General features: G+C 61.5%; 10 protein-coding genes. 5 read left to right on the top strand and 5 right to left on the bottom strand.

What is annotated here, in order from left to right; genetic code table 11:
- Positions 1 to 5: 5 nt before the first annotated feature.
- Positions 6 to 908 carry a glycoside hydrolase family 16 protein gene (locus tag ACYVNQ_RS37000; protein ID WP_460910639.1) on the bottom strand — a complete coding sequence of 301 codons (903 nt, stop codon included), beginning with the start codon at positions 906 to 908 and terminating at the stop codon, positions 6 to 8.
- Positions 909 to 1,116: 208 nt separating this feature from the next.
- Here ACYVNQ_RS37000 and ACYVNQ_RS36995 point away from each other — a divergent pair, with 208 nt between their 5' ends.
- On the top strand, positions 1,117 to 2,388 hold the full coding sequence (locus ACYVNQ_RS36995) for a phthiocerol/phthiodiolone dimycocerosyl transferase family protein (RefSeq protein ID WP_460910637.1): 1,272 nt from the start codon (positions 1,117 to 1,119) through the stop codon (positions 2,386 to 2,388).
- 77 nt (positions 2,389 to 2,465) lie between these two features.
- On the opposite strand, the gene ACYVNQ_RS36990 is transcribed toward ACYVNQ_RS36995, so the two are convergent.
- Together ACYVNQ_RS36990 and ACYVNQ_RS36985 are read right to left on the bottom strand one after the other, a co-directional pair.
- Positions 2,466 to 3,881 carry an aminotransferase-like domain-containing protein gene (locus ACYVNQ_RS36990; RefSeq protein WP_460910635.1) on the bottom strand — a complete coding sequence of 472 codons (1,416 nt, stop codon included), beginning with the start codon at positions 3,879 to 3,881 and terminating at the stop codon, positions 2,466 to 2,468.
- Positions 3,882 to 3,992: 111 nt separating this feature from the next.
- Positions 3,993 to 4,802 carry an enoyl-CoA hydratase-related protein gene (locus ACYVNQ_RS36985; RefSeq protein WP_460910633.1) on the bottom strand — a complete coding sequence of 270 codons (810 nt, stop codon included), beginning with the start codon at positions 4,800 to 4,802 and terminating at the stop codon, positions 3,993 to 3,995.
- Between the two features lie 551 nt (positions 4,803 to 5,353).
- Between ACYVNQ_RS36985 and ACYVNQ_RS36980 the strand changes: the two genes are divergently transcribed.
- On the top strand, positions 5,354 to 5,776 hold the full coding sequence (locus tag ACYVNQ_RS36980) for a hypothetical protein (RefSeq protein ID WP_460910631.1): 423 nt from the start codon (positions 5,354 to 5,356) through the stop codon (positions 5,774 to 5,776).
- 149 nt (positions 5,777 to 5,925) lie between these two features.
- Here the strand turns inward: ACYVNQ_RS36980 and ACYVNQ_RS36975 are convergent, their stop codons facing one another.
- Positions 5,926 to 6,915, bottom strand: coding sequence for a zinc-dependent alcohol dehydrogenase family protein (locus tag ACYVNQ_RS36975; protein WP_460910629.1), 990 nt, complete (start codon positions 6,913 to 6,915; stop codon positions 5,926 to 5,928).
- Between the two features lie 312 nt (positions 6,916 to 7,227).
- Here ACYVNQ_RS36975 and ACYVNQ_RS36970 point away from each other — a divergent pair, with 312 nt between their 5' ends.
- The 3 genes from ACYVNQ_RS36970 (at position 7,228) to ACYVNQ_RS36960 (ending at position 11,962) form a co-directional block, all read left to right on the top strand.
- Positions 7,228 to 9,558: an alkaline phosphatase family protein gene (locus tag ACYVNQ_RS36970; protein ID WP_460910627.1), complete on the top strand. Its 2,331-nt coding sequence runs from the start codon at positions 7,228 to 7,230 to the stop codon at positions 9,556 to 9,558.
- Between the two features lie 177 nt (positions 9,559 to 9,735).
- Complete coding sequence (locus ACYVNQ_RS36965) at positions 9,736 to 11,202, top strand: cytochrome-c peroxidase (protein ID WP_460910625.1); 1,467 nt, start codon at positions 9,736 to 9,738, stop codon at positions 11,200 to 11,202.
- 85 nt (positions 11,203 to 11,287) lie between these two features.
- On the top strand, positions 11,288 to 11,962 hold the full coding sequence (locus tag ACYVNQ_RS36960) for a hypothetical protein (protein ID WP_460910623.1): 675 nt from the start codon (positions 11,288 to 11,290) through the stop codon (positions 11,960 to 11,962).
- Between the two features lie 75 nt (positions 11,963 to 12,037).
- On the opposite strand, the gene ACYVNQ_RS36955 is transcribed toward ACYVNQ_RS36960, so the two are convergent.
- The gene (locus tag ACYVNQ_RS36955) at positions 12,038 to 12,928 is read right to left on the bottom strand and encodes a 2OG-Fe(II) oxygenase (RefSeq protein WP_460910621.1); all 891 of its coding nucleotides are present in this window, start codon (positions 12,926 to 12,928) and stop codon (positions 12,038 to 12,040) included.
- Positions 12,929 to 12,985: the final 57 nt, after the last annotated feature.

The following is a 12,985-nucleotide window of genomic DNA, read 5'->3' as shown; positions in this document are numbered from 1 at the left end:
ACCGGTTATCCGGAACGGCCCGCCGACGCCGGCAACGCATAGACGCGAACCCAGTCGATATCGAAGGTGGAATTGTTGACGACCTTGTCAATCGGCCAACCGCCGCCTAGCGCATAGTCGAGCATCATGTAGTAGGGCCCCGTCATATATTCCGCGGCATTCGCGGTGGGGATCTGGTTGGTCTGAATGCCGTCGATGTACCAGGTGATGTGCACTGGGTCGATCTGGCAACCATAGATGTGGAACGCCTTCCAGGGCTTCGCGCCGTTGGGCATCGGCGTGGTGGGCGACCAGAATTCGGCGCCTTCGCCACGCGCGGCGCCGGCAGCCCAGTTGTGCGTCGCTTCTGAAATCACGGCGCGATTGTCCGTGTATGTTTTGCCGTACCACTCGAAGATATCGACCTCCGAGAATTTTTTCCCCGCCGTGTTGTTGATGGACGTCGAACTCATCAGCCAGAATGCAGGCCACGAACCGGTGCCAGACGCCGGCATCCTGGCGCGGACTTCGAAGTAACCGTAGCGTTGCGCGAACCCCTGGCCGGTTTCGTCCATCGACGACAGATTGCCGGAACGCCAGGTGCCGTCAGCGTCCTTGTATGCCTTGATGGACAGGATGCCGTCGGAAACACTGAGTGCGTTGGCGTCCCACTTTGAAGCCGAGTAGTTTGCGGCGGCTCCGTACGGCGGAATGTGAAGCCAGGTCGCGCTGCCTTTCGGCGAGCGGGTAGCAAGGCTCAGGTGATCGAAATTGTCTTCGAAGGTCAGTGTGTAGCCGGTCAGATCGATGTCGCCTGCCTGCGGAGCCTGGCCGGGGCCGATCGCTTCCGCGGCAGGGTCCGCCGCGGCGATCAGCATTGCTAGAACCGCTATCGACGCGGCGGCAAAAAACAGGCTTGAACGGCTCATCGGGTGCTTCTCCAGTTGGCGCGCATCGTTCATATCAATGTCGCAGAAAGCTTCGTGGAGTTCTGTGCGAGCGCGTACAGGGAAGGGCGCCGGTGCGCCGCGCCGCTAACACAGCGCTAATTGTGGGTCTTTACGATGCATGGGTACCGGCTGGAAGGCCGCGGCAGTTGGTTTATTCATATCAATTCATTGGCTTCGGGAGCCGACCATGCAAACGCTCACCCACGAACAGACGTCACGAGTCCAGCTGCCCGGGGAGGGGCGAATCTACCGCGCGGCCTCGCCGACGGAGATGACCTACATCCAGACAGGCCTGATCGTGGTGAGCCGCAGCCGGATCGCCGGCGCACTCAGCCGTGAGCAATTCGAAAACGCGGTGGCGGGCCTCGAGAAGCGCTACGGTGTGCTGCGCACGGTCGTGGAGAACGGGCAGTTTGTCGAACGCACCGATGATGCGAGCGCAGTCGATACGTGGGCTTCGGCCGAGACCTGCAGCGCCGACGCGCTCTATGCGAAATTGTTGAATGCACAACTGGATACGCGCCAGAACATCTATCGGGTCTATGTGATTGCAGGGGCGCAAGACCTGGATGTATTCATGCTGAGCTCGCATGCGATTACCGATGCGACTTCGCTGGTGGAACTGCATGCGTGTCTGGCTTACTTGTGCGACTGCGTCGTGCGTGGCGTCGATCCGGCCTTGGATGTGCAGCCTTTCCCGAGCCCGGTCGATGCTGCGGTGAGCCAAAGTCTCGCCGCGCTGGCGACGCAACCGGGCAGCGGGCCGGCCAACCTGGTTGGGGAGTTTGCGGAGATTCCGCTGCTCGCGACGTATGAAGGCGGCCCGGTGACGCATCGGCTGGAGCGCACAGTGATCGGTGCGGACGATATGCACCGGATCGGCGCCGCCGCACACGCGCATGGCGTTTCGGTGCACGCGGTGCTGCTCGCGGCGTTTGCGCTTGCGATTGGCGACGTGGCAAAGCAAAGCCCGAGGCAGATTCTGATGCGCTCGTCAGTGGATATGCGGCGCAGGATCGAGCCGCATGTTTCGCCTGAACTGGTGTTCTCGGCTATCACCGGGCATATCACGCCGATCATGAACCTCGACCGGCCGTTGTTTGCGATTGCGCAGGACGTGTACCGCGATATTCACGAAGGGGTGATGAATGGCGCGATCTTTCACGATTACCTGAACTACCCGAAAGTGTTCGGCAGCAAGCAGCAGGCGCCGGTTGCGCTCAATATCTCGGATATGCAGGCGGTCAGGTTTCACTGGCCGACGCAGCAGCTGAAAGTGACCGGGTTTGAATACGCGTGCGGATGGCTGAAGAAATTCCCTAACGTGTCCGTATCCGTCTACGACGGGGTGCTGGTTGCTAACACTGCGTATGTGGAAGAGTTTGTCGATCCCCTGATCATGCGCGCGATATCGGAAGCGGTTGTGGACCGGATGGTTTCGGCTTGCGACGCGGTTTGATAGACGCATGACAGCGGATGCGTGAAATGTCGACGCTGTCGCAAACCTCTTCGGGCGTAACTGCCGTACATCTGCCTTCACGAAGTGCGATGTACGGAACCTGTTGCGCTACGCGCTTTCATCACTTTCGAAAGAATGTCGAAAACCCGCTTGTCGCCGCACTGCGAGACGTTAAAGCGCAGATAGCGGCTTGCATTGCGCGACACGCTAAACACATTCCCCGGCGCCAGAACCAGCCGATGCTCGAGCGCGCGCCGGGCGATGTCCGACGAGTCGAGTCCTGCCGGTAGTTCAACCCATACGAACATGCCCGCTTCCGGGCGCACCCACGGCGAGCAGCCTAGTTTCTGCAACTGTTCGATCGTGGTGCCCATCAGCCGCGCAAGGCGTGGACGCAAGCCCTCGACATGATGGCGATAGCTGCCGTCCACCAGCAGCCGGTGCGTGATCTGCGCGGGCAGGTCGCTCACACCAAAGCCTGTTGCAAGTGCCAGGTCTGTGAGCCCCTCGATAAAGTCGTTTCTCGCGGCGATAAAGCCACTTCTTAATGCACCAGATAGCGTCTTTGAAAAGCTGCCTATCAGCACCACGCGCTCCAGACCATCGAGTGCGGCCAAGCCGGGGGATGGGTTTTCCTCAAGATCGGCGTACACGCTGTCCTCAACCAGAATGAGGTCGTGTGCCTCCGCCAGCTTGAGCAGCCGATGCGCGGTGGCAACGCTGACGTTCACGCCAGTGGGATTGTGCAAGACGGCTGTCGTCAGATACAGCTTCGGGCGATGTTCGACGCAAGCTTTTGCGAAGGATTCGAGATCGGGGCCGTTCGGCGTGTACGGTATGCCCACTGCCTTCACTCTTTGGGCCTGCATCATCGAGTGAAAATTGAAGTAGCATGGGTCGTCGACCAGCACGGTATCGCCAGCCTGCACGAAAAAGCGGCAGACAAGGTCGATTGCGCGCGTTGCCGAATCGGTCAGCAGAATGGAGTGCGGCTCGGCCGCAACCGCGCGTTCGTTCAAACGCCGGGCTAACTGGTCGCGCAGCGGCAGAAAGCCTTGTGGTGTGCCATAACCGGTGACATTCGCCGTCTGCCCGCGCGCTATCGCGCGAAGAATGCGTCGCATCAGGTCACCGGGGAGCCAGTCGTCCGGCAGCCATCCACAGCCCGGTTTTAACGAAGGTTCGAGTACGGTCAGCGAATGCCGCGTAATCCACAGCGGATCGATCGCGCGATCGGCTTGCAACCCGGGTTCTGCCAGTTTGAGCGGGCGTACGCGTGCAGACGCGAAAAAACCCGAACCCGGCTTCACTTCGACTTCGCCTTCGGCCACCAGACGGTCATAGGCTTCGACCACCGTCGATTTGGAAAACCCCTGTTGCTCGGCGAGGCGGCGAATAGAGGGAAGTTTGACGCCCGGCGATTTCTCGATGCGCGACCGGATTACCGACATCGCTATTTCGATGCGGGTAGGCGGCTTGTTGCTTTCAGGCATCCGTACCTCTTGCTGAACCCGTACAGTGCTCAGCAATTTTATTCGTCCGTACCGGCAAATGCCAGCGGCTGCGATCCAATGCCAGCGAGACTGCCAGGCCACGGTCGCAGCTTATTTTGCAGAAAAACCGTTGGTGTAGCTGAGCGCCCAATACGGTTTGCGCTTTTCCAGAAATGCCGAAAGTCCTTCGTGTGCCTCGGGACGGGCGCGGAGGTCGGCGATCATCGTTGCAATGTCCGACAGCAGTGCTTCATCGATTGGCTTGCCCGCGGTCTCGGTGATTGCCTGTTTCGCGAGGCGCCGTGCCTGCGGAGCGGCCGATGTCAGTTGCATCAACATCCGGTCGATCGCGCTGTCGAGATGTTCGGGGGCGATCACTTCGTGCAGAAGGCCGAGCCGCCGCGCCTCCTGAGCGTCGAAGATCTCGGCGCTCTGAAAATAGCGTCGCGCCATGCGCTCTCCAACCGCTCGTTGAACGAACGGGCTGATCATGCCCGGCACGATGCCGAGCTTCACTTCGGACAGGCAGAACGTTGCGGTTGCGGAGCCGAGCGCGATGTCGCAAGCGGCTACCAGCCCCACGCCGCCGCCGTATATTGGGCCGTTGACGCGCGCAATGGTTGTTTGAGGCATCTCGTCCAGGGCTCGGAGCATGTGCCCCAGATGCATCAGGTCTTCGACATTGTCCTTGAGGCTATACGAAGCGCCTTCTCGCATCCATGCGATGTCAGCGCCGGCACAGAGGCTTTTTCCTTCGCCGCATAGCACGACACTTGCGATCGACCTATCGGCAGCGAGCGTCACAAACGCACCGTGAAGGGCATCGATCAGCGCGCGGTTGAGGGCATTGTTTCGTTCAGGGCGTTGCAGGGTGACGAACGCTACCCCTTGATTGCGCGTTACCCGGATGACGTCGGTCATTCGCGTCCTTTGAAAATGTGAGCTGGAAAAGACACTTGTAGTGGGCAACGCTCTTCATTTCAAACGTCATCGGTCCGTGCCAGCGACACCCATCGGCGGTGCGAAGGTACTGTACGGATGATTCAACCGGTACGGTTAAACGCGGCACAGTGCGCGACCGTACCCTGCGCAAAGACAGTACAGTCCCTTCGACATACCCCGCACTGTTTCTGGCTATGACGGGTGCTTCGGGCGAGGATGCGCGAGACGTTATTGTTCAACCGCGTTTGTCGTCACTGGAAGGACCCGCTGCATGATCTATGAAGATGTCACTCGCAAACCATGCGTCCCGCAGCCTCGCGCAGAATTACGGAGGATGCAATGTGTGCGTGTTTAAAGCTGCGTGCCGCGATGTCCCGTCAAGCGTTGGATCGGCCGACTGGCCGCGCTCGCGTGAGCATGTTGCGTTGGATCCTGTCGCGCATCGAGGCGAGACGCAGGCGGTTGCGCGATCTGCTGAATGCCATTCCCGACAGCAACGACGACTTCATGTTCTAGTAGCGAGAAAAGCGATGAACCCGATCCCCCAGCAGTTTTTGATCTATGGCACGGTGCTTTTCCTGTTCGGACTGTTGATCGGATTCGCGTTGCCAGTCTTGCCGAATTCCCGCATGGGCGTGACGGCGCACGTCACGGGCCTGCAAAGCGGCATGACGCTATGGGCATTCGGGCTGATGTGGCCGCACCTCGCGCTGCCGGAGGGAGCGCAGCGGACAACGCAGGTTCTGGCGGTGCTGGGCCTGTACGCGATCTTTTCCAGTTTGCTACTGGCTGCGTTGTGGGGCACCAGCCGGGCCACGCCTATTGCAGGCGCGGGGCATCAGGCAAGTCCGTCACGCGAGGTGATCGTCGCCGTGTTATTGGGTGGCGGCTCGCTGGCGATAGTGGTTGCGGTGGGGTGGGTGCTGTGGGGGCTGTTGGTGTGGAAGGGATAAATTCGGATGCCTTCGCGATAGAAGTGGCAATCGCTTTCCAGCCCGCTTGGTCTCGGACTTGCGCGATGCGTTGAGACCACTTTAGAGCGTGCCACTCGCTTCAGATAGGCATCAACCGGGATGACGGCTATTCCAGATCCGGATGAATGCTAGACCGTGACGACGATCTTGCCGAACTGACCATTGTTCTCGAGATATCGATGCACGTCGGCCATTTCGTCGAACTTGAAGACGCGATCGATAACCGGCTTCAGCGCGCCGCTCGCGAGGCCCTTGACGATGAATTCCACGCCCGCCTTGCGGCGCGTTTCATCGCCGCTTGTCAGCCAGATGTTGTGCGCCTTGATGGTTTGCATTTTGGCGAGCATCTCGAGCACGGGGATAGGTGTTTCGCCTTTGGCGAGCGCACCGTACAGGTAGACCGTGCCCTGGAACGACAGTGCGGAAATCAGCTTCGGAAAGGTCGGACCGCCGACCGGATCGAACGCGACGCGCGCGCCCTTGCCGCCGGTGATGCGCATGATTTCCGCTGCCATGTCCGCTTCGTCGGTTGCGATCACATGCGCGGCGCCGGCCGCGAGCAGCGCGTCACGCTTGGCCGACGTGCGCGTCAATGCGATCGGGGTCGCGCCGGCATAATTGGCGAGCTGGATTGCCGCGAGGCCGACGCTACTGGACGCAGCGGGAATCACGACAAAATCGCCATTACCTATTTTGGCATCTTCGATCAGCGCGCCGTACGCCGTCATGAACATCATCCATACCGATGCCGCGTCCGTAAACGAAAGCGATTGCGGATGCTTGACGACCGCATAAGCCGGAACCGTGATTATTTCGCCATACGTAAAGTATTGGTTCATCGAGAACGAAGGAATCACGCTGACTGCATCTCCGGTCGCAATGCCGGACACATCCGCGCCGACCGCCTCGACGATGCCTGCCGCCTCATAGCCAAGACCCGCCGGAAACTGCACCGGTTCGATATACAGGTCGGCGCGCCACATCGCTTCGGCGCGGTTGATGCCGATTGCCTTCACGTTGATCCGGACTTCATTTGCAGCAGGCGCACGAACCGGTACGTCGACGTATTCGAGCACTTCAGGGCCGCCGGCACGGGAGAACTGGACGATGCGTGACATGTGAATCTCCTGAAATTGAAAGTTAATCGTAATTAAGGCTTGCGCGACGATTGTGTTGGCGATCTGTAATCTATTGGTTCGGCAACTTGCCCGAAATACCAGTAAATGGCTAACGGCCATTCTTTTTTGCGATAAATGGCAGCGCAAAAAATGAAAATAGAAGAATAATGAAATTAAAACGTAAGGAAACTCTAATCAAGCTTGCTTTCACGAAACATTAATGTAACGACTTGATAATCCGCCCCGCCAGGTAAGCGATCTGTCTCGCGACAGCAAAAGAGTAGTAATCACAAACCAGCAGGGGCTCCCATAATGTCGGTCATATCACCTAATCGCACCACGCTTCTTCTAACGTCGATCGCTGCTGCCTGCACGCTGGCAGCGTGCGGCGGCAGCGACAACAACAACCCGTCGACTTCGGCCAATGCTACGCCGACCACGTTCGCGGGCGTCGTTGCCTCGTCAGGCGTCACGCCGGGCAGCACGAGCGGTAACCCGACCCTCAAGGCCGGCTACTTCACCGGCGCAACGGTGTGCCTCGACGCAAACGGCAATGGCGTGTGCGATGCTTCGGAAGTCAAAACGACGACCGATGCCAACGGCCATTTCTCGCTGCAGGCAGCAGGTAGCGGCCAACTGATCGCCGACATCAGCACCAAGGCCACCAACACGGCCACCGGCGCAGCTGTCCCGAGCCACATGATCCTGCGCGCCTCGGCTGCCCAGATCACGGAGCAAGGCTCGTCGGCCGTTGTGATCAGCCCGATGTCGAGCGAAGTGCAACGCCTGGTTGAAGCGAATGGCACCGCGTACGCGACCGAGAAGACCAACCTCGTGACGCGCATGAGCGCACCGCAGCTGGGCACGGCGACCGTGGCCGTGACGGCCGCGAACGTGCTGAGCGATGCGAACAAGCTGACGGGTGCTGTGCAGCAAGCCGTGCTGTTCGAAGACAACCAGCTCGCGAACCGCTACACGTACGCAACGACCAAGCTCGACCGTGCCGATCTGTACCCGGACAACCTCGCCGTGCTGGGTGGGGATCCGGCGCTGGTCGGTCAGGCAGGCGTGAGCACCGCTACCGCCGTTCAACCGGCCGCGCAGCAGAAGCCGATCACGTTCGCACAAGCACAGCAAGCCGCGTTCAACGTCGAAGGCGTGCCGCGTTATGACAACGTGTTCGTCATCATGCTGGAAAACCATAGCGTGGCGCCGATCGGCACCTTGCCGGGTATTCTGGGTGCCACTCAGGCTCCGTTTATCAACCAGTTCCTCAGCGCCAACGCACAGTTCACGACCTACTACTCGACCGGCAACCCGAGCGAGCCGAACTACACGGCACTTGGCGGCGGCGACGACTGGGGTATCACCGACGACAACTGGTGGGGTTGCGCAGCCGGCACCGGCGTCAACGCGCCGACGGATGCAGCATTCGCGGGCGGCAAGGCTTCCGACGGGCAGCCGCTGGTCGCTACTCCCGCTGTTCCGCCGCTGGGCAACGGCAACACGCTGTCGGGCGTGACGGGCGCGTCGTGTCTGACGGCCGGCACGTTGGCCAACCACAACATCCAGGCACCGTCGATCTTCAACCTGCTGTCGCAAGCGGGCATGACGTGGCGTACCTACAGCGAATCGATGAACCCGGGCCAGGACCCGCGCGTCGACAGTATCGCCGACCCGGCGATCACGGATACGTACCAGGGCCCGGGCGGCACCGGCGTGGCCTCCGTCGTGCCGAACGCGCTGTACAAGACCAAGCACCATCCGGGCATGGCGTACCAGCAAACGCGTAAGCTGCCGGAGTTCATGGCAGACAACCGCACGATCTTCGGCACGCAATACACCGCCGCCGACTGGGCGAAGACCACCGTCTACCCGATCCCGACCGGCTACAACCCGGACCAGTTCAGCACCGACCTCGCATCGGGCGACGTGGGCAACGTGAACTTCATCATGCCTGACCAGTGCGACGACATGCACGGCACGGGTTCGGATCCGTCGTGCGCGGGCGGTAGCTCGCCGATCGTGCAGCGTGGCGACGACTATGTTCGCCAGGTGGTCACGAAGATCCAGGCTTCGCCGCTGTGGCTGAACAAGCAACGCAAGGTGGCCATCGTCGTGATGTTCGACGAAGGCGAAGGCAGCTCCACCTCGTGCTGCGGCTGGAACCCGGTGACGTCCAACGTCAACCAGGCACCGCTGACGTTGACCAACGGCGCGCTCGCGCCGACGCCGACCGCCTTCTACAACGGCGGCAACCACGGTCACGGCAACTCGATCTTCGGTGTGGCGACGAACCAGCTGAACCCGAACATCGTCGACAGCGACGAGTACAGCCACTTCTCGCTGGTGCGTACGCTGCAGGACATGTTCCAGGTCGCCGACCCGGTGCAGCCGGCCACGTACCTTGCTCGCGCAAAGTACACGGAATCGTTCATCGCGACGAACATCCTGAACCTGCCGGAACTCGCAGGCAGCGCGGATACGCACTTCGACGGCGTACGTCCGATGAACCACGCGTACATCACGCCGGCAACCTACACGCAGAAGCTGAACCCGGTCGACGTGACGGGTACCTCGCTGGCTTCGCGTGCTCCGGGTCCGGACGCGAGCGCGGTCAACATCTGGGCACTCTCCAAGTAAGCACGCGGTACGCGGGAGGCGCGTGGTGGCCTCCCGCAATTGCAAGCTTGTGATCTCGCTGCCGGACCGCGCTGTTTTGCGGTCCGGCAGTTTGCGTATCGTCGCTCCCATCGCCAGGTGGCCCTCGGTTTCACCGGGACTGCGTAGTACCAGACCCAGGCAATCAAAGACCTTGTCATGCGAAAACTTCTATTTAGCGGACTCTGCGCGCTATCCCTGCTGTTGACCGCCTGCGGCGGCGGCGGCAGCAGCGGCGCGAGCCAGACGACGAGCGGCAGCCCGAACGGCGGACTCCCGCCTCCCGCGGCGGTCAAGCTGAGCCTCGCGGCGCAAGTCGGACAGCAACTCTTCTTCGACAAGAATCTGTCGGGCGGCAAGAACATGGCCTGCGCGACCTGCCACAACCCGCAGTTCGCGTACGGACCGCCGAACAGTCTGTCGGTGCAGCTCGGCTCCGATCCGTCGCAGGCTGGACAGCGCGCGGTGCCTTCGCTGCGCTATAAATCGATGACGCCGCCGTACAACGACGTCGCCGACAATCCGGACGGCATCACGCAGAATGCGCCCGGCGGCGGCTTCATGTGGGACGGCCGCGCAACCACGCTCGCCACGCAGCCGGCACTGCCGCTGCTCAATCCGATTGAGATGAACAACGCGTCGCCAGCCGCCGTGGTGCAGACCGTGCAAACGGCGTCGTACGCGGCGCTGTTCCAGCAGGCCTTCGGCGCAAGCGTATTCTCCGACGCGAACGCGACCTTCAATGCCGTCGGCACTGCGTTGCAGGCCTATCAGGTTGAAGACCCGAGCTTTGCGCCGTACTCGAGCAAGTTCGACCTGTTTGCGGGCAACAAGATTGGCGGCGCGCTGACGCCGGCGGAAATGCGCGGCCTGCAGCTGTTCAACGACACGGATGCCGGCGCCGGCTGCGTGGCTTGCCACTATGCGGGCGCGAACTTCAACGGCTCGATCGGGCTGATGACCGACTTCACGTATCAGTCGCTCGGCGTGCCGCGCAACGACACGCAGATCCCCGGCAACCCGAATCCGATTCCGGCCAACGCCGACACGTCGTTCGTCGATATGGGCCTGTGCGGTCCGCTCGCCACGATCCACCCGCCGGGTACGGCCAACAGCGGCGGCGGCCCGGATGCGATTACCGGTGTCAACGTACCTGATCCGTACTGCGGCCGCTTCAAGGTGCCGACGCTGCGCAATGTGGCCACCCGTAGCGCGTTTTTCCACAATGGCGTATTCCACTCGCTCACGCAGGTGCTGAATTTCTACAACACCCGCGATACGAACCCGGAATACTGGTATCCGAGCACCGGTGGCGACCCCACCCATGTCGTACAGAACCCGGAATACGCGCTGTATCCGACGGCTGCATCGGGTGCGACGGCCCAGTCGTTTAACGACTTGCCGGCGCAGTTCCAGGGCAATGTCGACGAAGAATTGCCGATGGGGCAGGGGCAGACCGACGCTGGCGGCACCACCGCGGCTGACGGTGCGAAGCCGCGTGCGATCCATTCGGCGCCGCAGATGACGCAGCAGAATATTTCCGATCTGATCTGCTTCATGAACACGCTGACCGACGGCTACCAGGCTCCGGCCACGCCGCCCACCAGCGGTGCCTGCGTGAACTAACGATGTTCTGCGCGCGGCCCGCCGTAACGGCGAGCTGCGCGCTGCGATTTATCTGCGCTTTAGCCATTAACCTGAGCAACACACCATGACGCGACGTACCACTGCCGTCCGCCTCGCTTGCGGCGCGGCTGCCTTGATCTCCCTGACACTGTTTGCTGCTGGCTGCCATGACAAGAGCCAGGACGTTAGCCGCGAGAATTTCACGGCCACCATCAACGACTTTCTCGCCAAACGCGGCCACCTGTGCCTCGCCAAATACGACTGGCCGATCTATGTGACGGCGGACGATATGGCTGCGGGCACGCGCGACGCGGTGCAGATGCCGGTACTTGAGAAGCTCGGCCTCGTGTCGGGCAAGAACATGGTTGTCGGGCGCACCGACGACGCGGGCAAGAAGATCACCGCCGAAGCCCGCCAGTACCAGCTGACGGAAGAAGGCAAGAAGTACTACCTGAACATTCCCGAAGTGGTTCAGACGGCCACCACCAAGGTGACGCACCCGGGCGATTTCTGCGCGGCCACGCTGACGCTCGACAAGGTGGTGGGTTGGGAGCGGCCGTCGCAAGTGGAAGGCAAGCTGGCCACGTCGGTCATCTACACGTACAAGATCGATCCGGCACCGTGGGCCAAAAATGCCGATGCACAGCGCGTGTTCCCGATGATCAAGCGCGTGGTCGAGGGCGCCGGCACGATGCAGTTGCGTGAAGGGGTGTACCTGACGGCAGATGGCTGGGTTGCCGACGAGGTATTCCAGCGCTAACACAGCGGCAGTGCGGGGCGGGCGCTTGCTGCGCTCCGCGCGGTGCCGGTTTGTTCCGCGTCCGGTTGTTGCTGGTTAGGCCTGATCGCGCGGCACGAAACGATGCGTACGGATCCATTTGGTGGCGACCCACTTCTCGCCCGAGCGCAACGGCGTGCTCGCATGCAGCGAGCTCGGATCGCACAGCCCGAAGCGGTTGCCGTATTCGAAGTAAAGCGCGTCGCCGCGTTGCGGCACCACCGACCAGCCGAGTTGCGGGAACACGGTCTCGCCGCCACGTTCCACATCGTTCAGATACATCAGCAGCGTGCCGACGCGTTGGCCGCTGCGCGCCACCGATTCGCGGTTCGACGGGTTGTTCGCAACCAGATAGTCGACATGCGGTGTCGATTCCGCGCCTGCTTCGTAATGCAGCAGTTGCAGGCCTTCGCCGTTTTCCACCGGTAACGCGGTGAGTTCGGCGATGCGCGCTTCCACGCGCGCGATCAGCGGCGTTTCTCCCAGACGAAAAAACATGCCATGGCTGCTGCGGTGGCCCGCCACGACGTTGCGGCCGGTGACCGGATCGACGACGGTCGAGTGATCGAGGCGCGGCCGCGCCAGTGCGATCAGCTGCTCGCATTCGTTCGCGCTGAGAAAACCGGCGAGATGCACCGCGGCAGGCCGTTGCATGCGGGCCAGTACGCGTAGCTTGCGCTCGCCGATCGTGATCTGTGCGCCGTCCGGCACGCGCAACGGTTCCGGTACATAGGTGACCGGAGCGCCGCCCACTTCAAGTGTTTCGCCGGGCAGCGACGTGCCGTACATAAAGGCCGAAGTGACCGCGTCGACCATTGCCGTAGCCAGTTCGGTGGCGTTGTTTCGATCGACCAGTTCGCGCACCAGCAATTGCGGAGCGACACCGCGCGTCAGATTGTGGGCAATCCAGTCGCGGATTTCTGCGGGAAAACTAACGGTGATGGGCATGAGCGTGGCAGCAGGTAGAGCGCAAAGATTGCATCCCGAAGGCGCGCAAGACAATAG

The organism is Paraburkholderia jirisanensis (assembly GCF_054782355.1).
The sequence above is the reverse complement of the archived record's forward strand: the minus strand, read 5'-3'. Positions and strand labels throughout refer to the sequence as shown.

What these genes read in the sequence shown, in the direction of transcription:
- ACYVNQ_RS36955 (WP_460910621.1), bottom strand. Translation starts at nt 12,928, where the DNA reads ATGCCCATCACCGTTAGTTTTCCCGCAGAAATCCGCGACTGGATTGCC.
- ACYVNQ_RS36980 (WP_460910631.1), top strand. Translation starts at nt 5,354, where the DNA reads ATGAACCCGATCCCCCAGCAGTTTTTGATCTATGGCACGGTGCTTTTC.
- ACYVNQ_RS36995 (WP_460910637.1), top strand. Translation starts at nt 1,117, where the DNA reads ATGCAAACGCTCACCCACGAACAGACGTCACGAGTCCAGCTGCCCGGG.
- ACYVNQ_RS37000 (WP_460910639.1), bottom strand. Translation starts at nt 908, where the DNA reads ATGAGCCGTTCAAGCCTGTTTTTTGCCGCCGCGTCGATAGCGGTTCTA.
- ACYVNQ_RS36965 (WP_460910625.1), top strand. Translation starts at nt 9,736, where the DNA reads ATGCGAAAACTTCTATTTAGCGGACTCTGCGCGCTATCCCTGCTGTTG.
- ACYVNQ_RS36975 (WP_460910629.1), bottom strand. Translation starts at nt 6,915, where the DNA reads ATGTCACGCATCGTCCAGTTCTCCCGTGCCGGCGGCCCTGAAGTGCTC.
- ACYVNQ_RS36985 (WP_460910633.1), bottom strand. Translation starts at nt 4,802, where the DNA reads ATGACCGACGTCATCCGGGTAACGCGCAATCAAGGGGTAGCGTTCGTC.
- ACYVNQ_RS36990 (WP_460910635.1), bottom strand. Translation starts at nt 3,881, where the DNA reads ATGCCTGAAAGCAACAAGCCGCCTACCCGCATCGAAATAGCGATGTCG.
- ACYVNQ_RS36970 (WP_460910627.1), top strand. Translation starts at nt 7,228, where the DNA reads ATGTCGGTCATATCACCTAATCGCACCACGCTTCTTCTAACGTCGATC.
- ACYVNQ_RS36960 (WP_460910623.1), top strand. Translation starts at nt 11,288, where the DNA reads ATGACGCGACGTACCACTGCCGTCCGCCTCGCTTGCGGCGCGGCTGCC.